17 protein-coding genes, 2 tRNA genes, 1 pseudogene, 1 riboswitch and 1 other annotated feature are annotated in these 24118 nt (G+C 35.1%); of the genes and pseudogenes, 18 read left to right on the plus strand and 2 right to left on the minus strand.

All coding sequences use genetic code 11. The annotated features are described in order from the left end of the window. Positions 1-35: 35 nt before the first annotated feature. Both gyrA and HMPREF2586_RS12975 read left to right on the plus strand, forming a co-directional pair. Positions 36-2723: a DNA gyrase subunit A gene (gyrA, locus tag HMPREF2586_RS05820; protein ID WP_070812680.1), complete on the plus strand. Its 2688-nt coding sequence runs from the start codon at positions 36-38 to the stop codon at positions 2721-2723. Between the two features lie 315 nt (positions 2724-3038). Further along, positions 3039-3202 (plus strand): annotated as a pseudogene (locus tag HMPREF2586_RS12975) (IS5/IS1182 family transposase); the annotation flags it as partial. A gap of 119 nt (positions 3203-3321) precedes the next feature. On the opposite strand, the gene HMPREF2586_RS05825 reads toward HMPREF2586_RS12975, so the two are convergent. Further along, the gene (locus HMPREF2586_RS05825) at positions 3322-4137 is read right to left on the minus strand and encodes an NAD(P)H-hydrate dehydratase (RefSeq protein ID WP_371090911.1); all 816 of its coding nucleotides are present in this window, start codon (positions 4135-4137) and stop codon (positions 3322-3324) included. Between the two features lie 374 nt (positions 4138-4511). On the opposite strand from HMPREF2586_RS05825, the gene hutH reads away from it, so the two are divergent. The 10 genes from hutH to HMPREF2586_RS05875 all read left to right on the plus strand — a co-directional run bounded on the left by hutH (position 4512) and on the right by HMPREF2586_RS05875 (position 17025). After that, complete coding sequence (hutH, locus tag HMPREF2586_RS05830) at positions 4512-6014, plus strand: histidine ammonia-lyase (protein WP_070657192.1); 1503 nt, start codon at positions 4512-4514, stop codon at positions 6012-6014. A gap of 96 nt (positions 6015-6110) precedes the next feature. Beyond that, positions 6111-6301 (plus strand) — a binding site (T-box leader). Positions 6302-6367: 66 nt separating this feature from the next. Next, positions 6368-7657, plus strand: coding sequence for a serine--tRNA ligase (gene serS, locus HMPREF2586_RS05835; RefSeq protein ID WP_070657188.1), 1290 nt, complete (start codon positions 6368-6370; stop codon positions 7655-7657). A gap of 450 nt (positions 7658-8107) precedes the next feature. Further along, positions 8108-8803, plus strand: coding sequence for an AzlC family ABC transporter permease (locus tag HMPREF2586_RS05840; protein ID WP_070657180.1), 696 nt, complete (start codon positions 8108-8110; stop codon positions 8801-8803). Then, positions 8800-9129, plus strand: a complete 330-nt coding sequence (locus tag HMPREF2586_RS05845) for an AzlD domain-containing protein (RefSeq protein ID WP_064209808.1) — start codon at positions 8800-8802, stop codon at positions 9127-9129. The genes HMPREF2586_RS05840 and HMPREF2586_RS05845 overlap by 4 nt, the downstream gene beginning before the upstream one ends. Before the next feature lie 127 nt (positions 9130-9256). Next, a riboswitch (SAM riboswitch) is annotated at positions 9257-9357 on the plus strand. A 61-nt stretch (positions 9358-9418) separates the two neighbouring features. Then, a complete protein-coding gene (locus HMPREF2586_RS05850) occupies positions 9419-10387 on the plus strand; it encodes a homoserine O-acetyltransferase MetX (protein WP_046207182.1) in 969 nt (322 codons plus the stop codon). 277 nt (positions 10388-10664) lie between these two features. Beyond that, positions 10665-11591 (plus strand): DUF2232 domain-containing protein, encoded by a 927-nt coding sequence (locus HMPREF2586_RS05855; protein ID WP_176745305.1) that lies wholly within the window; start codon positions 10665-10667, stop codon positions 11589-11591. A 14-nt stretch (positions 11592-11605) separates the two neighbouring features. Then, positions 11606-13573: a DHH family phosphoesterase gene (locus tag HMPREF2586_RS05860; protein WP_046207184.1), complete on the plus strand. Its 1968-nt coding sequence runs from the start codon at positions 11606-11608 to the stop codon at positions 13571-13573. Then, positions 13570-14016, plus strand: coding sequence for a 50S ribosomal protein L9 (rplI, locus tag HMPREF2586_RS05865; protein ID WP_046207185.1), 447 nt, complete (start codon positions 13570-13572; stop codon positions 14014-14016). Before HMPREF2586_RS05860 ends, rplI begins: the two co-directional genes overlap by 4 nt. 30 nt (positions 14017-14046) lie before the next feature. Then, on the plus strand, positions 14047-15450 hold the full coding sequence (dnaB, locus tag HMPREF2586_RS05870) for a replicative DNA helicase (protein WP_046207186.1): 1404 nt from the start codon (positions 14047-14049) through the stop codon (positions 15448-15450). Between the two features lie 291 nt (positions 15451-15741). Beyond that, on the plus strand, positions 15742-17025 hold the full coding sequence (locus tag HMPREF2586_RS05875) for an adenylosuccinate synthase (protein ID WP_046207187.1): 1284 nt from the start codon (positions 15742-15744) through the stop codon (positions 17023-17025). 111 nt (positions 17026-17136) lie between these two features. Here HMPREF2586_RS05875 and HMPREF2586_RS05880 read toward each other — a convergent pair whose 3' ends face one another. Further along, positions 17137-18357, minus strand: coding sequence for a macrolide family glycosyltransferase (locus HMPREF2586_RS05880; RefSeq protein ID WP_070657172.1), 1221 nt, complete (start codon positions 18355-18357; stop codon positions 17137-17139). Between the two features lie 300 nt (positions 18358-18657). Between HMPREF2586_RS05880 and HMPREF2586_RS05885 the strand changes: the two genes are divergently transcribed. The 6 genes from HMPREF2586_RS05885 (at position 18658) to HMPREF2586_RS05910 (ending at position 24033) form a co-directional block, all read left to right on the plus strand. Then, positions 18658-18732: transfer RNA gene (locus HMPREF2586_RS05885), tRNA-Glu, on the plus strand. 6 nt (positions 18733-18738) lie between these two features. Continuing rightward, a tRNA-Asp gene (locus tag HMPREF2586_RS05890) sits at positions 18739-18811 on the plus strand. A gap of 561 nt (positions 18812-19372) precedes the next feature. Further along, positions 19373-20074, plus strand: coding sequence for a response regulator YycF (yycF, locus tag HMPREF2586_RS05895; RefSeq protein WP_019468531.1), 702 nt, complete (start codon positions 19373-19375; stop codon positions 20072-20074). 13 nt (positions 20075-20087) lie between these two features. Continuing rightward, positions 20088-21920, plus strand: coding sequence for a cell wall metabolism sensor histidine kinase WalK (gene walK, locus HMPREF2586_RS05900; protein ID WP_046207189.1), 1833 nt, complete (start codon positions 20088-20090; stop codon positions 21918-21920). Further along, positions 21910-23250 carry a YycH family regulatory protein gene (locus tag HMPREF2586_RS05905; RefSeq protein ID WP_070657169.1) on the plus strand — a complete coding sequence of 447 codons (1341 nt, stop codon included), beginning with the start codon at positions 21910-21912 and terminating at the stop codon, positions 23248-23250. Before walK ends, HMPREF2586_RS05905 begins: the two co-directional genes overlap by 11 nt. Further along, positions 23251-24033 carry a two-component system regulatory protein YycI gene (locus HMPREF2586_RS05910; RefSeq protein WP_046207191.1) on the plus strand — a complete coding sequence of 261 codons (783 nt, stop codon included), beginning with the start codon at positions 23251-23253 and terminating at the stop codon, positions 24031-24033. Positions 24034-24118: the final 85 nt, after the last annotated feature.

Consider the following 24118-nt stretch of genomic DNA (forward strand, 5'->3'; position numbering starts at 1 on the left):
GACAATGAACTGAATTTTTGAAGGAGGATATCTTGATGGCTGAATTACCTGAATCAAGAATAAATGAACGAAATATAACGAATGAGATGCGTGAATCGTTCCTAGATTATGCGATGAGCGTTATCGTTTCACGTGCGCTACCAGATGTTAGAGATGGTTTAAAACCAGTACATCGACGTATATTATACGGCTTACACGAACAAGGCATGACACCTGATAAATCATATAAGAAATCTGCGCGTATTGTTGGGGACGTTATGGGTAAATATCACCCTCACGGTGACTCCTCGATTTACGAAGCTATGGTTAGAATGGCGCAGGACTTCAGCTATCGATATCCTTTAATTGATGGCCAAGGTAACTTTGGTTCTATGGATGGTGATGGAGCAGCGGCGATGCGTTATACAGAAGCGCGTATGTCTAAAATCACACTCGAAATGTTGAGAGATATTAACAAAGATACGATTGATTTTGTTGATAACTATGACGGTAATGAAAGAGAGCCGGCAGTCTTACCATCAAGATTTCCAAATTTACTCGTAAATGGTGCATCAGGTATCGCAGTAGGTATGGCTACTAATATACCGCCACATAACTTGACTGAAGTGATTAATGGTGTATTAAGTTTAAGTCATAATCCAGACATTACGATTTCAGAATTAATGGAAGATGTCCAAGGGCCAGACTTCCCTACAGCAGGGATTATTCTTGGTAGAAGTGGCATACGCCGTGCATTTGAAACTGGACGCGGTTCAGTTCAAATGAGAGCAAGAGCTGAAATTGAAGAACGTGGCGGCGGTCGTCAACGTATTGTTGTTACTGAGGTTCCGTACCAAGTAAATAAAGCACGCATGATTGAAAAAATTGCCGAATTGGCACGTGATAAAAAAATTGACGGCATTACAGATTTACGTGACGAAACAAGTTTACGTACTGGTGTACGTGTTGTGATTGATATACGTAAAGATGCCAACGCTAGTGTTGTATTAAATAACTTATATAAACAAACACCATTACAAACATCATTTGGTGTTAATATGATTGCTTTAGTTGATGGTAGACCGAGATTGATCAACCTCAAAGAAGCATTAGTTGAATATCTTGAACATCAAAAGATAGTCGTAAGAAGAAGAACGGAATACAACTTGAAAAAGGCACAAGACCGTGCACATATTTTAGAAGGATTAAGAATCGCACTAGACCACATTGATGAAATTATTCGTGTGATTCGTGAATCTGAAACAGATAAAGTTGCAATGGCAAGCTTGCAAGAACAATTTAAACTTACTGAACGACAAGCGCAAGCCATCCTTGATATGCGATTAAGACGTTTAACAGGTTTAGAAAGAGATAAAATTGAATCTGAATATAATGAATTAATTGCATATATAGAAGAATTAAAAGCGATTCTTGCAGACGAAGAAAAACTATTACAACTTGTTCGTGATGAGTTAATTGATGTTCGTGAACGCTATGGAGACGAACGTAAAACAGAAATTCAAATGGGCGGTCTCGACCACATTGAAGACGAAGACCTAATACCAGAAGAACAAATCGTCATTACATTAAGTCACAATAACTATATTAAACGCCTACCCGTTTCAACATATAGAGCGCAACATCGTGGTGGTCGTGGTGTACAAGGTATGCAGACCTTAGAAGAAGATTTTGTAAGTCAACTTGTTACGTTGAGTACGCATGATCATGTCTTATTCTTCACGAATAAAGGTAGAGTGTATAAACTTAAAGGATATGAAGTGCCGGAACTCTCCCGTCAGTCTAAAGGTATACCAGTAGTCAATGCGATTGAACTAGATAATGATGAAACAATTAGTACAATGATCGCCGTCAAAGATTTAGAAAGCGAAGAAGATTACTTAGTATTTGCAACGTTAAATGGTATCGTTAAACGTTCAGCATTACGTAACTTCTCACATATTAACAAAAATGGTAAGATTGCGATTGGTTTCAAAGAAGATGACGAATTGATAGCTGTGCGTTTAACAGATGGTGAAGATGATATATTAATCGGTACAGCTCACGGTTCTTTAATCCGCTTTAATGAGTCGGCATTACGTCCTTTAGGTCGTACAGCTGCCGGTGTTAAAGGTATTACATTAAGAGAAGGCGACAAAGTCGTCGGATTAGATGTTACTAAAGCAGAAACAGATGATGAAATTCTAGTTGTGACTGAAAATGGTTATGGTAAGCGTACGCCAGTTAGCGAATATCGTTTATCTAACCGTGGTGGTAAAGGTATTAAGACTGCTACGATTACAGAACGTAACGGTCAAGTGGTATGTATCACATCCGTTGAAGGTAAAGAAGACTTGATGATTGTTACAAATGCCGGTGTAATTATCCGCATAGGCGTTGAAGATATTTCACAAAATGGACGTGCAGCTCAAGGTGTGAGATTGATTAAATTAAACGATGATCAATTTGTTTCTACTGTTGCTAAAGTAGATGAAGAAGAAAAAGAAGCTGAAGAAATTGAACTACAAGAAGCAGATAATGAACAAATTGAAGGCGTTACAAGTGACAATCAACAATCAGAATCTGTAGTATCAGATGAACTATCAGAAGGCATTGTGCATACCGAAGTTGAAGAAGATTCAGATGAAGATGGTCGTCAAGAAGTGAGAAAAGACTTTATGGACCGTATCAATGAAGATATTGATAATAGTGATAATGAAGAAACTGAAAACGAAGACGACGAATAATCTCAATTTTTAGCAGTAAACCAATAGCTGTATTCAAAATTGAAACATTTAAATACACAAGTGAGTTTGGGACATAAATCCCCATTCTCAAAATATAAGAGGGTCAATCCTTAATATGGATTGACCCTCTTTATATTTAAAGTCTGACGATTGACTGTACATGCTTGCCTAGGGCATGGTGCGAGCCTATAGTCTCTCACTCATAAGATTCCCTCGGGTGTCAGCACATTACAAAATCGGTACAATTTATATTTTGTTATTCCAAAAAGCCTTTACGTATAATTTAATCAGCACTATTAAATTAACGAGAGGCATATATATAAAGATGATAACTTGACTCAACATATACTACCAATAGAAACTTAAGATCAGTATCCCACAAATGATATGTCACGATATGTGAATGAAATCGTTGAAACAATCCCTGAAAATGTATTCGATGCATTTAAACATCACGTAGTGCAACATCATATCACCCCAATTGAAAAAGGCAATTTCTATATGATTTCAATAGAAATTGCCTTTTCATTTGTCTAAGCATTTTATGTCTCAGATACATTTTATTTTGGTTTTAAAAATTTTTATCACCGATGTTGATTTAACTTTCCAATGCTTTCATAGCATATGGAATTTCACTAATTAAATGGGAAGGTGGGACTACATACATTTTGTTTGATAGTTCTTCACCGATATAACTATGTGTATAAGTGGCACTCGTAACCGCTTCTTTCGTGTCGTCGAATTGACCTACAAAACTTGTAATCATACCAGCAAGTGTATCCCCCATGCCACCTGTTGCCATCGCAGGCGTGCCGATTGGCAGTTTGTAATCCTCATCTTTGAAATAGATTTCAGTGCCATGCATTTTTAATACAATTGTTGCCCCAATTCTATCAGCAGCTTCGCGATTACGTTCATATGTTTGTTCTTCTATTGCGATCCCACTTAAGCGTTCCCACTCTTTTTGATGTGGTGTGAAAATAACATTGCAAGTTGGAATATCTGGTTTTAATTTACTAAATATAGTAATAGCATCTCCATCCACTATAAGCGTTTGATGTGGTTGAATGTTTTGTAATAAGAACGTGATAGCATTATTTCCTTTGAAATCACATCCTAATCCAGGACCAATTAAGATACAATCTGTATTTTCAATCATTTTAGTGAGCATTTTAGTATCATTGATATCAATCACCATTGCTTCAGGACAACGTGAGTGTAGCGCTGCATGATTTGTTGGGTGTGTAGCTACTGTAATTAAGCCACTACCACTATAGACACAAGCGCGTGCAGCAAGCATGATTGCCCCACCTAGATTCGCATTTCCTCCAATTAAAAGAATTTTGCCATAATCACCTTTATGCGTTTCATCTTTACGTTTTGGAATGCTTACTGATGAAATTGTTTCCAACATTGAAACCCCCTTTAATTCTATTAGTTATTTCAACTTTTAATTTGTATATTTGATCATTATATTGTTGATTTGTAATTTTGTGCTTTCTGAGAAAAATTGTGTGTTTATAAGCATTATGAAAGCTTTTCTCTGTTGCTATTTTTAATTTATTTTTTAAATACAATAGAAAATATTATACCTGGTTTGCATTTTAGTCAATAGGTAAAAGCATTAAGAATTTGTTTATTTTTAGAAATAATAAATTTGCCATCTTTATCTTAGTAAAATACTAATTTAATACCATGTTACGGATATGGATGAACCTATTGTTCTTAAAAATATGGAAGCGTATACTCTAATTAATTGAAAATCATTAGAAGTAAGGAGATGGGGAAATGACATTACAGCTTAATGGTGAAAATTTAACAATAAATGCAATTAAAGATTTTTTATATCAAAGTGATGATGTAAAAGTAACAGAGGATGCTTATGAACGTGTAAAACAGAGCCGTGTAACAGTAGAAAAGATTATAGATGATAAAGAAACAATTTATGGTATAACGACTGGATTTGGCTTATTCAGTGATGTACGTATTGATGAGGGAGAATACAATCAATTACAAGTCAATTTAATTCGTTCACATGCATGTGGTATCGGAAAACCTTTTTCACAAGATGTCGCGTTAGTTATGATGGTTTTACGTCTAAACACATTGTTAAAAGGTCATTCTGGTGTGACAATCGATTTAGTAGATCAAATCATATATTTTATTAACAACAGAATTATTCCAGTTATTCCACAACAAGGGTCTCTTGGTGCATCGGGTGACTTAGCACCACTTTCACATTTAGCTTTGGCGTTGATTGGAGAAGGTAATGTCTATTATAAAGGTGAAGAAGAAGACAGTCGGTATGTCTTAAATTTATTAAATCGTGAACCTTTGAGCTTACAGGCTAAAGAAGGACTAGCTTTAATTAATGGTACGCAAGCTATGACTGCACAAGGTGTAATTAATTATATAGAAGCGGAAGATATTGGTTACCAAGCAGAGTGGATTGCTGCAATAACACATCAAGCTTTAAATGGCATTACGGATGCATATCATGAAAAAGTGCATCGCGCTCGAAATTTTCCAGAACAGATAGATGTTGCTTCACGCATGTTAGACTGGCTCGAAGGTTCTAAATTAACAACGACACAAGGAGAAATTCGCGTTCAAGATGCTTATACATTACGCTGTATTCCACAAATACATGGCGCAAGCTTCCAGGTGTTTAATTATGTAAAAGAAAAACTTGAATTTGAAATGAATGCGGCGAACGACAATCCATTAATATTTGATGAAGATGATGAAACATTGGTTATTTCTGGAGGGAATTTCCATGGCCAACCGATTGCATTTGCATTAGATTTCTTAAAGTTAGGGGTAAGTGAATTAGCTAATGTTTCGGAAAGACGTCTAGAGAGATTAGTAAATCCACAATTAAACAATGGTTTGCCAGCATTTTTAAGCCCTCAACCGGGTTTACAGAGTGGCGCGATGATTATGCAATATGCAGCTGCAAGTCTTGTTTCGGAAAATAAAACACTCGCACACCCTGCTAGTGTGGATTCTATTCCATCATCAGCTAATCAAGAAGACCATGTTTCTATGGGGACAATTGCTTCACGCCATGGCTACCAAATGATTGAAAATGCACGTCGTGTGTTAGCAATAGAAGCAATTATCGCACTTCAAGCGGTAGAATATAAAGATGTCGAAAAATTATCACCTAAAACTTATGAAAAATATCAAGCTTTACGAAAAGTTGTACCATCTATCACTGAAGATCGCCAATTTCATAAAGATATAGAAGCTGTTTCACAGTATTTATTAGATCAAGCTTATACTAATTAAGTTGAGTGAATTTTTAATGAACATTCAGCGATTGCATAATCTTGGCCTTGAAAAGTAATAGGTTATTTGCTATATTAAAATCAAGTAAATAAAGCTATTGTTCGTAGGATAAGTAGTGTTGCACTTCTGGTTTCAGAGAGCTTGTGGTTAGTGAGAACAAGTAATCAGGGTCAATGTGAATCTACCTACTATATGAGAACAATCGGGTTTAACCGTTATTTTGGTGAAAGTGCAGTCTCTTTTGACTGTTAAATAGGGTGGCAACGCGTAAAGACCACGTCCCTTGTACAGGGATGTGGTCTTTTTTGTGTTCTATTCTTAAAAAAATAGAAATTGAAAGGATGGAAAGTGACATGTTAGATATTAAACTATTTCGTAATGACCCAGAGTTTTTAAAAGACAAAGTTGCAAAACGTGGTATGGATACAAAAGTAGTAGATGATGTATTATCACTTGATGACAAACGCCGTGAATTAATTCGTAAAGCTGAGGAAATGAAAGCTGAACGTAACAAAGTAAGCGGTGAAATTGCTGAAAAAAAACGCAATAAAGAAAATGCAGATGATGTAATCGCAGAAATGAGAAAATTAGGTGATGACATCAAATTGTTAGACAATGATTTAAATGATGTGGATAAAGAATTAGAAGACTTATTATCTCGCATTCCAAATACAATTCATGATGATGTACCTGAAGGCGATTCTGATGAAGATAATGTCGAATTAAAGCGTTGGGGCACACCAAGGAAATTTGATTTTGATGAAAAAGCACATTGGGATCTAGTAGAGTCATTGCAAATGGCTAATTTTGAACGAGGCGCAAAAGTCGCAGGAGCAAGATTCGTGTTCTTAACTGGCGAAGGTGCACAGTTGGAAAGAGCATTAATGAATTATATGGTTACAAAACATACGACGCAACATGGTTACACAGAAATGATGGTACCACAATTAGTAAATGCTGATTCAATGTATGGTACTGGCCAATTACCAAAATTTGAAGAAGATTTATTCAAAATTGAAAAAGAAGGATTATATACAATTCCAACAGCAGAAGTACCATTAACAAATTATTATCGCAATGAAATTATTGGTCCGGATGTCTTACCTGCTAAATTTACTGCGCAATCAGCGTGTTATCGTAGTGAAGCAGGCTCAGCTGGTAGAGATACAAGAGGATTAATCCGATTACATCAATTCGATAAAGTAGAGATGGTACGTTTTGAAAAACCAGAAGATTCTTGGCAAGCGTTAGAGGAAATGACAGAACATGCAGAAGCAATTTTAGAAGAGTTAGGCTTACCGTATCGTAGAGTTATTTTATGTACAGGTGACATAGGCTTTGGCTCAAGCAAAACGTATGACTTAGAAGTATGGTTACCAAGCTATAATGAGTACAAAGAAATTAGCTCTTGTTCAAATATTACTGATTTCCAAGCACGTCGTTCTAATATTCGTTTTAAACGTGAGAAAACAGCAAAACCAGAATTAGTGCACACATTGAATGGAAGTGGTTTAGCAGTAGGTCGTACATTTGCTGCAATCGTAGAAAACTATCAAAATGAAGATGGTTCAGTCACTATTCCAGATGCATTAGTACCATATATGGGTGGTAAAACAGTGATACACCCAGTTAAAGAAAAATAGAATTCGTTTAAATGAATTCATCAGCGATATTTGAGATAGTTTAAATATTAAACTTTCAAAATAGTGGTTACAAGTTAATACTGAAGTGCAAGTAGAGGTTGAGATAAATGAATGTCTCAACCTCTCATTTTATATGAATAATGAATTATAAGGCTTTTGATCTATTAAATGGCTTAATATTTTTAAAGAAAAGAAAGGGTAGGGGAGGTGTTAAATATCCCAGTTTTCAGTTTTTTAAATTTGTAAAATGACTTATTTTATTCAAATGATAAGGGGTGAGTCTAAAATAATAACACAATATTCCGAAATCTAAAATGTTGTATTAATAGGATTTTTAGACATCTGTAAGTCTTAGGTCATACATACCTCAGTCTAAAGATATTGAATATGTCTTTTGCTTTGTATTAAACTAGTTCTATTATTTTTATAAAATGTTTGGGAGGTGGCATGATGACAACACATCTAACTTTTAAGCAAGGTGTAAAAGAATGTGTACCGACTTTGTTAGGTTATGCTGGTGTTGGTCTTTCCTTTGGTATTGTTGCAGTGGCTTCAGGTTTCAATTTGATTGAAATTATTTTATTATGTTTACTTATTTATGCAGGCGCAGCACAATTCATTATTTGTGCATTAGTCATTGCTGGAACTCCAATTTCTGCAATTGTCTTAACGACATTTATTGTGAATTCTAGGATGTTTTTATTAAGTATGACCTTAGCACCAAGTTATAAAGGATATGGGTTTTGGAATCGTATAGCCATGTCTTCTCTGATTACAGATGAAACATTTGGTGTCGCTATTACACCACATCTAAAAGGTGAAAAAATCAATGATCGTTGGCTACATGGATTAAATATCACTGCATATTTATTTTGGACATTTGCAAGTGTTGTTGGTGCTATTTTTGGTAAATACATAACGAATCCCGATGCATTTGGGTTAGATTTTGCTATTACTGCAATGTTTATATTCCTAGCTGTTTCGCAATTCGATGCTATTAAGCAGTCACAAGTTAAAATATATTTAGTATTAATTGTTTGTGTAATTTTGTTAATGCTTATTTTAAGTTTCTTTATGCCTTCATACGTAGCAATCATCATAGCGTCGACAATTACTGCGGGATTAGGGGTGGTGATCGATAAATGACAACGACATTACATATGTTATTAATTATTGTTTTATGCGGTGTGGTAACGTGGTTGACACGTATTATACCGTTTATATTAATTACAAAAATCAAACTATCTGAGACAGTCGTAAAGTGGCTTTCTTTCATTCCCATTACATTATTTACTGCATTGATTGTAGACGGCGTCCTAGAACAACATGAAGGCTCAATGGTTTATAGTGTTAATTTGCCGTTTTTAGTGACGATGCTTCCAACCGTAATCATTGCCATCATTACACGGAGTTTAACGATTACGATTGTCAGTGGAATTTTAATAATGGCAATTTTAAGATGGATATTTTAAAGATATTATTGAAGTGGCTCACATTATCCGTTAGAATAGCAATAATTAGAAAATTTTGATAATTTTAATGAAATACTTGTTAAAATGGATATTTGATTTATGCATAGCTTTTTACAATTAAAATTAAATCTTATTTCGAGAAGCAGAGGGATTTGGCCCAATGAAGCTTCAGCAACCGACTTTAATAAGCACGGTGCTAATACCAACGATTCGCTCGAATAATAAGTATTGTAACTTCTTACTTATTATAAATAGGTGAGAAGTTTTTTTACTAAGTAGGAGGTAAATGATGACAAATTATACGGTTGATACATTAGAATTGGGACCATTTACAACTGAATCAGGTGAAACGATTTTAAATTTAAAATTACGTTATGAACATGTTGGATATGAAGGACAGCCACTTGTGCTTGTATGCCATGCACTGACTGGTAATCATTTGACCTATGGTACGGATGACAATCCTGGTTGGTGGAGAGAGATTATAGATGGGGGATACATGCCTATACATGATTATCAATTTTTAACATTTAACGTGATCGGTAGTCCGTATGGTTCCAGTTCGCCATTTACAGATGCTGATTTTCCTAAGCATTTAACATTGCGTGATATTGTCAATGCAATCGAATTAGGTATTCAAACATTAGGGTTTGATCGAATTAGTATTTTAATCGGTGGGTCTTTAGGAGGTATGCAAGCGCTGGAATTATTGTATAATCATAAATTTGAAGTAGATAAAGCAGTAATTTTAGCTGCGACTGATAAGACTTCCTCATATAGTCGTGCATTTAATGAAATTGCGAGACAGGCGATTCGATTAGATCATGGTGAAGGTATGAGTATAGCAAGGCAACTTGGTTTCTTAACGTATCGCTCCTCCAAAAGTTATGATAGACGATTTACACCTGATCAAGTTGTAAACTACCAGAAACATCAGGGTAACAAGTTTAAAAAGCATTTTGATCCATTGAGTTATTTAAGCCTGCTAGACGTCTTAGATAGCCACGATATAGATAGAGATCGTACTGATGTAGATGAAGTGTTTGGACGTCTGGATACTAAGGTTATGACTATGGGCTTTACGGATGATTTGTTATATCCAGACGATTTAGTATACGCCACAGGTGCGCGATTTAAATATCATAAGCATTGCTTTGTGCCAGATAATGTAGGACATGATGGTTTCTTATTGAACTTTAATGATTGGGCACCTAATTTATATCATTTTTTAAAAGTTTCTAAGTTCAAAAGAAAATAACGATATGATTTATTTTAGTTTATTTTGTATGATAAGACGTCTGGGATAGTTATTTTATCCTTTATGAAAGTTAAAATAACTGTTTTCCTATGATGTCTTCTTTTTTATAGCGAGCAAAATATGAAATTTGAAGTTGGAATCAACGACGGAAATGCAATTTAAAAAGGCGTTCGTTTTCAGATATTGGCCCCGATATTGAACTTCTGACAAAAAGGATTGTCAATAATTGTATAAAAGTTTTAAAGAGGTTAAAATAATAAACATAGACAAAAATTGTATAGGAGTGGCGAATTTGTTTTCTAAAATACATACTAAAGCCACTATACTTAGTGTAATTACGTTAATTATAGTTGCTTTAGCTTTACATATATTACCGATACTTGGACTCGTGTTGAGTTTATTTGCAACAATTCCAGGTATTATTTTATGGCATAAATCTGTAGAATCTTTTGGCTTAACGGCAGTCATTACAGTTGTGCTAACTACGTTATTAGGTAATATATTCGTGTTAAGTATCATGATCCTCTTGTTCGTAGTAAGTTTTGTAGTGGGTCAATTATTAAAAGAACGAACATCAAAAGAACGTATACTATATATAACAACGACTTTTATTAGTATTATTGCATTAATTGCATTTATGGTGTTACAAGCATCAAAAAAAATATCGAGTGCTGCTTCATTAATCAAACCGATTAAAGAACAGATGTATCACATAATTTCCAGCGCTTCAGTCAACGCAGATTATAAACAAATGTTTGAAGAGGCTTTCCGCCAATCAGCAGTACAACTACCAAGTTATATAATCATTGGCGTATTTCTACTTATATTAATCAATTTAATTATCACTTTTCCAATCTTGCGTAAATTCAAAATCGCTACACCCATATTCAAACCATTATATGCTTGGCAAATGAAGCGTTCTGTCTTATGGATGTATATTATTGTATTAATTTGTGTTATGTTTTCAACGCAACCAAGTGCGTTTCAAACGATCGTCTTAAACTTTGAAATTGTGTTATCATTATGTATGTACATTCAGGGGTTAAGTGTGATTCACTTTTTCGGAAAAGCGAAATCAATGCCGCCAGCACTTACAGTGATATTAATGGTAATAGGGACAGTTTTAATGCCATTAACACATATTGTGAGTCTCCTGGGATTTGTAGATTTATGTATCAATTTAAAACGTATCATTAAAAAATGATTTGAGGTGGAAAAATGAACCGTCAATCCACTAAAAAAGCGTTGATTTTACCATTTATTATTATGGTGCTCACAGCAATAGCGCTTGTCGTCGTTTGGTTTATTTTTAATCAATTGATTGCAGGTATAGCTACTGTTGTATTACTCATCATAATCGTAGGGACAGTACTAATGGTAAGACAAGCTTTACAAAAATTGGATAACTATGTAGATAATCTGAGTGGAAAAATCTCAGCAAGCAGTAATACTGCTATTAAAAGATTACCTATTGGGATGATTATCTTAGATGAAAACGAAAACATAGAGTGGATGAACCAATTTATGTCGGATCGTCTAGATCGAAATGTAATTTCTGATCCAGTCAATGAGGTATATCCTAATATATTAAAACAGTTAGAAAAAACACAAGAAGTGGAAATTCAAGAAAATGAATATCACTATCGCGTGAGATATTCAGAAAAAGAACATGTATTGTATTTCTTCGATATAACAGAAGAAATACATACACAGGAATTATATGAAGCATCTAAACCAATTATTGCAACACTATTTTTAGATAACTATGATGAGATCACGCAAAATATGAATGATACGCAACGTTCAGAGATTAACTCTATGGTCACGCGTGTAATCAGTAGATGGGCAACTGAATATAACATTTATTTCAAGCGTTATAGTTCAGACCAATTTGTTGCCTATTTAAACCAACGTATTTTAAATGAAATTGAAGCATCTAATTTTAGTATACTGAGTCAATTACGTGAAAAAAGTGTGGGTTACCGTGCGCAATTGACATTAAGTATTGGTGTAGGTGAAGGCTCAGAGAATTTAATCGATTTAGGTGAATTATCTCAATCTGGACTTGATTTAGCATTAGGTCGTGGTGGCGACCAAGTTGCGATTAAGCATATGAACGGAAATGTGCGTTTTTATGGTGGTAAGACTGACCCTATGGAGAAACGTACACGTGTTAGAGCACGTGTGATTTCTCACGCACTAAAAGATATATTAATGGAAGGCGACAAAGTCATCATTATGGGACATACGCGTCCTGACTTAGATGCTATTGGTGCAGCGATTGGTGTCTCACGATTCGCTATGATGAACAATTTGGATGCTTACATTGTGTTGAATGATTCAGATATAGATCCGACGTTACGTCGTGTGATGAATGCAGTCGATGAAAAGCCTGAACTAAAAGAGCGTTTTATTACATCTGACGAAGCATGGGACGTCATGACGTCTAAGACAACTTTAGTAGTTGTAGATACACATAAACCAGAAATGGTTATTGACGAAAACATATTAAACAAAGCTAATCGTAAAGTTGTGATTGATCATCATAGACGTGGTGAAAGCTTTATCTCTAGTCCACTATTGGTTTATATGGAACCATATGCAAGTTCAACTGCAGAACTAGTGACTGAATTGCTAGAATATCAACCAACAGAACAACGATTAACACGTTTAGAGTCGACAATTATGTTTGCGGGTATTATTGTAGATACACGTAATTTCACATTGCGTACAGGTTCAAGAACATTTGATGCGGCAAGTTATTTACGTGCACATGGTGCAGATACAATATTAACGCAGCACTTCTTGAAAGATGACTTAGATACGTACATTAATCGTACTGAATTAATCCAAACAGTGAAACTACAAGACAACGGTGTCGCAATTGCACATGGTTCGAACGAAAAAATCTATCATCCTGTAACAGTTGCACAAGCAGCGGATGAACTGTTAAGTTTAGATGGTGTAGAAGCTTCGTATGTAGTTGCTAGAAGAGAAGATAATTTAGTCGGTATGTCTGCCCGCTCACTCGGTGCAGTTAATGTTCAGCTGACAATGGAAGCACTTGGTGGCGGTGGCCATTTAACAAATGCAGCTACACAATTAAAAGATGTCACTGTTGATGAAGCAATCGAACAATTACAACAAGCTATAACAGAACAAATGAGTAGGAGTGAAAATTCATGAAAGTAATATTCACACAAGACGTTAAAGGTAAAGGTAAAAAAGGCGAAGTTAAGGATGTACCAGTAGGCTATGCCAACAACTTCTTATTGAAGAAAAATTATGCAGTAGAAGCTACACCAGGTAATTTAAAACAACTTGAAAAGAAAAATGAAGCTGCAGAAGCGGAACGCCAACAAGAAATTGAAGATGCTAAAAAATTAAAAGAAACATTGAGTCAAATTGAAGTTGAAGTATCTGCTAAAACAGGCGATGCGGGAAAATTATTTGGTTCAGTAAGTACTAAACAAATCGCTCAAGCACTACAACAACAACACGATATTAAAATTGACAAGCGTAAAATGGATTTACCAAACGGTATACATGCCTTGGGTTACACAAATGTACCAGTTAAATTAGATAAAGAAGTAGAAGGTACAATTCGTGTACACACAGTTGAACAATAAAAACGGATTGAGATATGAGGTGTAATCATAATGGATGGAATGTATGAACAAAATCAAATGCCCCACAGTAATGAGGCTGAACAATCTGTCTTAGGTGCCATTATCATAGATCCGGAATTGATAAACAGAACTCAGGAAGTCTTACTTCCTGAGTCCTTTTATAGAGGCGCGCATCAACACATCTTTAGAGCCATGATGAACCTCAACGAAGATAATAAAGATATTGACGTGGTTACAATTATGGATCAACTGTCACATGAAGGACGACTAAATGAAGCGGGTGGCCCACAATATCTAGCAGAATTATCTAGTAATGTACCGACAACTCGAAATATTCAATATTATACAGATATCGTATTTAAGCATGCAACAAAACGTAAGTTGATACAAACTGCTGATAGCATTGCTAACGATGGTTATAACGATGAATTAGAATTAGATACAATCTTGAACGATGCAGAACGTCGAATATTAGAATTGTCATCTACACGTGAAAGCGATGGATTCAAAGATATTAGAGATGTGCTTGGAGAAGTGTATGAGAATGCAGAATTACTTGATCAAAATAGTGGTCAAACGCCTGGTATTCCAACTGGTTATCGAGATTTAGACCAGATGACTGCGGGCTTTAACCGTAACGATTTAATTATTCTGGCTGCCAGACCGTCAGTAGGTAAGACTGCCTTCGCACTTAATATTGCGCAAAAAGTTGCTACACATGAAGACCATTTCTCAGTCGGTATATTTTCGCTAGAAATGGGTGCAGATCAATTAGCAACACGTATGATTTGTAGTTCTGGTAACGTAGATTCGAACCGTTTAAGAACGGGTATGATGACAGAAGAAGACTGGAATCGCTTTACAATTGCAGTAGGTAAATTATCTAGAACAAAGATATTTATTGATGATACACCAGGTATTAGAATTACAGATATTCGTTCAAAATGCCGTCGTTTAAAACAAGAACACGGTTTAGACATGGTAGTCATTGACTATCTGCAATTAATCTCAGGTAGTGGTTCGAGATTCTCAGATAACCGACAACAAGAAGTATCAGAGATTTCTCGTACATTAAAGGCGATTGCCAGAGAAATGGAATGTCCGGTTATAGCATTAAGTCAGTTATCACGTGGCGTAGAGCAACGTCAAGATAAACGGCCAATGATGAGTGATATTCGTGAATCAGGATCAATCGAACAAGATGCTGACATCGTCGCATTCTTATATCGTGATGATTACTATAATCGTGGCGAAGATGAAGACGATGATGATGGAGATACGAACTTTGAACCACAAACAAATGATGATAATGGTGAGATTGAAATTATAATAGCGAAGCAACGTAATGGCCCAACAGGGACTGTTAAATTACATTTTATGAAGCAGTATAACAAATTTACAGATATTGATTATGCACATGCAGACATGGGTTAAGAAAAAAGAATAAAATTTATTTTTCCGTACGATTTTTAAATACTTTTATTAATTGTACGGTTTTTGTTTGTTTTTAGTTCTTTCGTTTTTGATGAAGTATGTGTTGTGAAAAAGTGGATATCAGTTTGAAAACCTTGATGACACTATGTTTAAAGTGTGCAATAGCTTTTTTGGACACTCAACAAAATTTGAAAAAATGTAAAAAATCAATGTTCGATTTTTGTTTGCATTATTAGTGTGGTATTGGTAGAATACTTAATGGTTAATTGAGAAAAACTTGGAGGTGCTCATATGTCATCAATCGTAGTTGTTGGGACACAATGGGGAGACGAAGGTAAAGGTAAAATCACAGACTTTTTAGCAGAACAAGCAGATGTTATTGCACGTTTTTCAGGTGGTAACAATGCAGGTCATACAATTAAATTTGGTGGCGAAACATATAAATTGCACTTAGTACCATCTGGTATTTTCTATAAAGAAAAACTAGCAGTTATTGGAAATGGTGTAGTTATAGATCCAGTCGCATTATTGAAAGAGTTAGACGGTTTAAATGAAAGAGGTATTTCTACAGATAATTTACGTATTTCAAATCGTGCTCAAGTTATTTTACCTTATCACATAAAACAAGATGAATATGAAGAAGAACGCCGTGGAGATAATAAAATTGGTACTACGAAAAAAGGTATCGGTCCTGCTTATGTAGATAAAGCACAACGTATCGGTATCCGTGTAGCAGATTTATTAGACAAAGAAACGTTTGAAAAATTATTAAAAGAAAATATTGAATACAAATCAGCATATTTTAAAGGTATGTTTGATAAAGCATGTCCTTCATTTGAAGAAATCTTTGAAACTTATTACGCAGCAGGCCAACGTTTAGCAGCGTTCGTTACGGACACTGCAAAAGTATTGGATGATGCATTTGTAGCTGAAGAAAAAGTATTATTTGAAGGTGCACAAGGCGTTATGTTAGATATCGACCACGGAACATATCCATTTGTTACGTCAAGTAACCCAGTTGCAGGTAACGTAACTGTTGGTGGTGGCGTTGGTCCAACGTACGTATCTAAAGTTATTGGCGTATGTAAAGCTTATACATCACGTGTCGGTGATGGCCCATTCCCAACAGAACTATTTGATGATGATGGACACCACATCCGTGAAGTTGGCCGTGAATACGGTACAACTACAGGCCGTCCACGTCGTGTAGGTTGGTTCGACTCAGTTGTATTACGTCACTCTCGTCGTGCGAGTGGTATTACCGATTTATCAATCAACTCTATCGATGTATTAACAGGTCTAAAAGAAGTGAAGATTTGTACAGCTTATGAATTAGACGGTAAGGAAATTACTGAATATCCAGCGAACTTAAATGACTTACAGCGTTGTAAACCGATTTTTGAAACGTTACCAGGTTGGACTGAAGATGTTACAAGTTGTCGCTCATTAGATGAGTTACCAGACAATGCACGTAGATACTTAGAACGTATTTCTGAGTTGTGTGACGTTCAAATTTCAATCTTCTCTGTAGGACCAGACCGTAATCAAACAAACTTATTAAAATCATTATGGTAAGTCGTTAACCTATGTTAACGGATTTATAAATGTAAAATAATAAAATGTTGATATGAAAGAAACACCTTGTTGATGTAGCCTGAGATGGACATCGTTACAAGGTGTTTTTATTTATATCGTTGAATGTGTTACATATTGATTACGAAAGTTTAGAATGTGATCGACTGCTAGCTGATAACCTGTTTTATTACTAGATTGTATAGATTTAACTTTTCTGATATTACGTTGATAGCTTGGTATTTCATCTAGCATGTTTAAGACGATTTGTTTTAAATCATGAGACGTTATATTTTCTAGTTGTAACTGACGACCAACAAGTAGTTTTTCGATTTGGCGAGCCACAACAGGTTGATCCGCGCTTTGTGGAAAAGCTAACATAGGTACTTCCATCAACATTGCTTCATTCGTACTATTCATACCAGCATGTGTTAAAAATAGTGTCGTATGTTGCAATAATTCTGTTTGTGGCACAACATGTGCAACAGTAAAATTAGATGGTATCGCATTGAAATCTTCAAGTTGATTATCATGACCGATTGATACAACAAATGAAGCATCGATATCTGCAAATGCTTCAAAGCAAAGATTGAAAAATTCAATATTTTGATTGAATACCGTTCCAAGAGAAATATAAACGACTGGTCGTGTGGTATCAATGTGATCCATAAAGCCAGAATCTTTAGGTTCGAGTATGGAAGGACCAACAAATTTGTAATATTCAGGGTCAAAGGCGTCATAACCGACTTGGAATCCTTTCATTACATAAGCGATATTAATATTTCCCGGGTTATTCATGACTTCAAAACGGGAAGGAATGGTTACATCATATGTTGATTCAACATGGGCTTTCAAAGTGTTAAATGTTTCATCAGCATGTTGAATTTCTTGTTTGCTCACAGTCGAAGTTAAATGATTAATGAATGTTTCAAAAGATGTTTTTGTATGGGCAAATGAAGATACTGATGAAATCGATGGTAAATTTAATTTTTGCGCTAATATATAACCGCAACTAAACATAGAATCATGAATCATATAATCAAAATGCTCATTTTCAGTTTCTCTTAAAATTTGTGGCACAATGATATCTACAGTTTTTAATAAACCATTGATCACATTAAATAAATGATGATTTTCATGATCAGTGAAAGCTGTCATAATCGCTTCTGTAGGTAACGTTCTAATTTCAGCACCAGTATCTTTCAATTTATCTTTATATATATCGCTCGCGTAGTAAACAACTTCTTCGCCACGATTGACTAGTTCTTTAACCACTGCAATTGTTGGGTTTACATGTCCAGCAGAACCTGGATTTACAAATAATATTTTTGCCAATATTGTGCCTCCTTATTTATACTAATTATAATTTTAGCAAAATAAATTTAAAACAAAAAAGATTTTGTATTTATTATTTGGGTTTTGAAATAAAAATGAAAAAGTAGATAATTATAGAGCAAATCACAGAGTATTGATGCTCAAAAATAAGTTATGAAGCAGATAAAATACTGATTTGTCAGCATTGAGCATTATTTTCTTACTTTATACATTAATGATAGAAAATTATACTAAATAAATTTAAAAAATAGCTTGTCAACCATAATGAGAGTTGATATAATTTATCTTGTGCTTAAGAGAGGCTCCTTGGTCAAGCGGTTAAGACACCGCCCTTTCACGGCGGTAACACGGGTTCGAGTCCCGTAGGAGTCACCATTTTTAGGTCTCGTAGTGTAGCGGTTAACACGCCTGCCTGTCACGCAGGAGATCGCGGGTTCGATTCCCGTCGAGACCGTATTGCCCATCCAATAGGATGGGCATTTTTTTGTGCAATTTTCTAAGCTACATGTTTCAAACTCAATTCAATTGAAGGTAGTAGTTATGGATGCATGAATTTTAAAGTGAGCGCCTTCGTTTGCATAACGAACTGATGCTAGGTGAATGGTCAATTTAAAATGTAGACTTTAAAATAATTCATGTTAGTGCAAATTAGCTCAGTTCATAAAAGTATCGTTGTAAACGTGATGCATTCCCAGTATAAGCGACCTCATGTTCAAATAATGACTAAGCTATCTCAAAATAGCTTAGCCAAAATAACATGTCCTTTGCTGAGATATGTATCACTTTTTTATAGACTATGGGCAATATAGTCGCACAGTGATATCATGTTGTGTAGGCTTAATATATCTATTATTAACCTATTAATAGTAAAAAATGTTATAATTTTACAATATACCAATTTATTTTTTTGTTTAGAAAAATAGAATTAGCACGCTATAAATGGTAAATTATATTATAGAGAAATGCGTAGAAAAATATGTAAACGTACTACAATTTAGAAATGAGGTTTATAAATATGGCTAGAAAAGTTGTGGTAGTAGATGACGAAAAACCAATTGCTGATATTTTAGAGTTCAACTTGAAAAAAGAAGGTTATGAAGTATTCTGTGCATATGATGGCAATGACGCAGTAGATTTAATATATGATGAAGAACCAGACATTGTCTTATTAGACATTATGTTACCTGGTCGCGATGGCATGGAAGTGTGCCGTGAAGTACGCAAAAAATATGAAATGCCAATTATTATGCTAACCGCAAAAGACTCAGAAATCGATAAAGTGTTGGGTCTTGAACTTGGTGCCGATGACTATGTGACGAAGCCATTTAGCACGCGTGAATTAATTGCGCGTGTCAAAGCAAACTTACGTCGTCATTATTCACAACCAGCACAAGAAGTGAATGATGCATCTAATGAAATTACAATAAAAGATATTGTTATCTATCCAGATGCATATTCTATAAAAAAACGTGGTACAGATATTGAATTAACACACCGTGAATTCGAACTGTTCCATTATTTATCTAAACACATGGGTCAAGTTATGACACGTGAACATTTATTACAAACTGTTTGGGGCTATGACTATTTTGGTGATGTACGTACAGTAGACGTAACGATTCGTCGCTTACGTGAAAAAATTGAAGACGATCCATCACACCCAGAATATATAGTGACACGCCGTGGTGTTGGATACTTCCTCCAACAACATGATTAGGGGACAATATTAAATGAAGTGGCTTAAACATTTTCAATCTCTACACACGAAACTTGTTATTGTCTATGTATTGTTAATCGTAATCGGTATGCAGATTATCGGTTTATACTTTACCAATAGTCTAGAAAAAGAATTAACACAAACATTTAAAAATAATATCTCGCAATACGCGAAACAAATAGAAATTAATATAGAAAAAGTCTATGACGAAGACAACTCGGTCAATGCGCAAAAAGAAGTACAAAATTTATTGAATGAGTATGCCAATAGACAAGAAATAGAAGAAATTCGTTTTATTGATAAAGATCAAATTATCATGGCTACCTCAAAGCAGTCTACGCGTAGTCTAATAAATCAAAAAGCTAATGACAGCTCGATACAAAAAGCGCTATCTCTAGGAGAAATTAATAGCCATACGGTATTGAAAGACTATGGTAATGGTAAACAACGTGTGTGGGTCTACAATTTACCTGTGAAGACATCAGATGATGGGACAATTGGTGATGTTTATATAGAAGCAGATATCAATGATGTCTACAACCAATTGAGCAACATCAACCAAATCTTTATTGTTGGGACAGGCATCTCGCTATTAATTACTGTGATATTAGGTTTCTTTATTGCGCGCACAATCACAAAGCCAATTACTGATATGCGTAACCAAACTGTTGAGATGTCTAAAGGTAACTATACGCAACGTGTTAAAATTTACGGTAATGATGAAATTGGTGAACTTGCACTAGCCTTTAATAATTTATCCAAGCGTGTACAAGAAGCACAAGCAAATACGGAAAGTGAAAAACGACGCTTAGACTCTGTTATTACACATATGAGTGATGGTATTATCGCAACTGATCGTCGTGGCCGTGTGCGTATTGTCAACGATATGGCATTAACGATGCTAGGCATGATGAAAGAAGAAATTATCGGTCATTACATGTTAAATATGCTTAAATTAGAAGAAGACTTTTCATTAGATGAAATTCAAGAAAATAATGATAGTTTCTTATTAGATATCAATGAAAGTGAAGGCATTATTGCTCGTGTAAACTTCAGTACAATCGTACAAGAGACTGGCTTCGTTACAGGCTATATTGCTGTACTTCACGACGTAACAGAACAACAACAAGTGGAACAAGAACGTCGCGAATTCGTCGCAAATGTTTCACATGAATTACGTACGCCGTTAACGTCCATGAATAGTTATATCGAAGCATTAGAAAGCGGTGCATGGAAAGATGATGCGTTAGCACCACAATTCCTATCAGTAACACGTGAAGAGACGGAACGTATGATTCGACTCGTTAACGATTTATTACAATTATCAAAAATGGATAACGAATCAGATCAGATTACCAAAGAAATTGTCGACTTTAACATGTTTATCAATAAAATTATTAACCGCCATGAAATGTCGGCGAAAGATACGACATTTGTACGTGAAATTCCAAAACAAACCATCTTTACAGAAATTGATCCAGATAAGATGACACAAGTGTTTGATAATGTCATTACCAACGCTATGAAGTATTCACGCGGCGATAAACGCGTTGAGTTTCACGTGAAACAGAACTCACTGTATAATCGTATGACTATTCGCGTTAAAGATAACGGCATTGGTATCCCTATCAATAAAGTAGATAAAATCTTTGACCGTTTTTATCGTGTAGATAAAGCACGGACACGAAAAATGGGTGGTACAGGATTAGGTTTAGCCATTTCTAAAGAAATTGTCGAAGCGCATAATGGTCGCATCTGGGCAAATAGTGTAGAAGGACAAGGTACGTCAATCTTTATTACGCTTCCATGTGAAGTACTAGAAGATGGTGATTGGGATGCAGAGTAAAGAGCTAATTAAATCTATTATCCTATTTCTTTTAGTACTCATGAGTGCGATTTTAACTTATATGACATGGAACTTTTCACCCGATTTGGCTAATGTAGATAAACAAGATAATAGTAAAAAAGAAGCGAAATCAAACACAATCGGTAAACCTTTGAAACAAGGCATGCCACAAGTAATTACACCATATCAAGTCATTCACTCAAAAGGTGAAAGCACAGAAGGTATGGAAGCAACACGCAGCAATGTCGAAGAAACAATTAAACCATTGAAAAATCACCGTGTATTACACGCGGAACAAATGCATAGCAATCATAATTTAATTATTCCAGATTTGAGCGATGAATTTTTAGTATTGGACTTCACCTATGATATGCCACTCGCTACATATTTAGGTCAAGTTTTAAATATTAATGCCAAAGTACCCAACAACTTTAAATTTGATCGCCTGTTAATAGATAACAATCAAGATGGCAAAATTAAACTTTATGCGATAAGTAAAGATAGACACAATGTTGTACGTATGACGACAACAGTGAAGGCAGATAAATTCACGGAAGCATTGGAAAACCAACACAAACATATGCAACCTTACACAGAAATTATTACCAATAAAGATACGATAGATAAAGCGACACATATCTTTGCACCGAAGTCACCAAAAGGACAAAAATCTTACCATACAATCTATAATCACATTAGTGTAGATACCATGAATTCAATACTATTTAACGATTCTGTTGTAGTGCGTAGCTCAAGAAGTGGCTCAGTCACTTACAACAATAATACAGGTGTAGCCAATTACAACGATGAAACCGAAAAATATCGCTACACAAATCTATTAGAAGATGAAAACCGTTCAACAAACATGCAAGAAAGCATTCCAAGTACCTATGCATACATCAATAATCACGGTGGTTTTACAGATGATTTCAGATTGTTCCATACGGACGACAAACGTGGCGATCTGACTTATCAAATGTTCTTGAATGGACGACCAACGTTTAACGACGACGATTTAAATACATTGAAAGTCTCTTGGGGCAATAAAGGTATTTACGGCTATGCGCGTACGTTATTAAAAGCGAATGTGACGATTGATAGTGGCGAAAAAGAAGTCAACCTGCCAGGTGCTGAAACTGTGCGTTCGGAACTCGCCAATAATCCTGAAATAGATTTCGAAAAGGTTACCAACATGACGATTGGTTACCGTATGGAAGATAAACAGGACAACGGAGATATAGAAATCCAGCGCAACAGTGAATTTAAGCCATGTTGGTATGTAGAGTACGATGACAAGTGGCGTGCATACAAAGATGGGGGGCTAGAATAAATGAACTGGAAACACACGAAAACGTTATTTATTTTTGTATTTATTCTAGTAAATATTAGCCTTATCATCATCTATATTGATAAAGTCAATAAATCTCATATTAACGATAGCGCTGAAGAAAATGCAGTGAATTTTAAACAAGAAAAAATAGAAATTCCTGAAAATTTGCCAAGCGTTAAAAATATAGAAATGCAATTGCTCACTGCAAGATCTAATGATTTTTCATCTTATGCAAAAGCACGTTCAAGTATTTCAAGCGAAGCAGACGGTCAAAAAATCAAAGGTGAAATCAATGACCCGATTGATGTGAGTAATGACCAATACACAGATTTAAAATCATATGTTAAAGATAAAATCTTTAAAGGCCAAAATTACGAAATGAGTAAAATTGACGATAAACACGTCACCTTTGAACAGACTTACAACGATTTTCCAATAATGAACAATAGTAAAGCTCAACTTAAATTTAATATCAATGACGATGGTAAAGCATCGAGTTATAGACAAACCGCTATGAAATCGATAGAGCCATCAGAAGGTGCAAACAACGATAAGAAACAAGTAAATACTGCGAGAAGTTCGATAGAAGCGCTGTATTATAATCGTTATCTTAAACGAAACGATGAAGTGACCAACGTCCGACTCGGCTATTATACCGTCGTTAAAGAGCCTAACGTGCAAGTACTAGAAGCCAATTGGGAAATCAAAGTAAAACATAAAGACGAATCCAAGACATATTACGTCGAAGCCATTTCAGACAGTCCAAAGATAGTTGAAGAATAGTGCAAACATAGTATTTATGACTTCACGCAAGCACACCGTTTAGTGAGTATTGAAAGATTTATCATAAAAATAAGAGAGCGGATAT

Source organism: Staphylococcus sp. HMSC034G07 (assembly GCF_001835975.1).
Classification (GTDB): Bacteria; Bacillota; Bacilli; order Staphylococcales; family Staphylococcaceae; genus Staphylococcus; species Staphylococcus ureilyticus.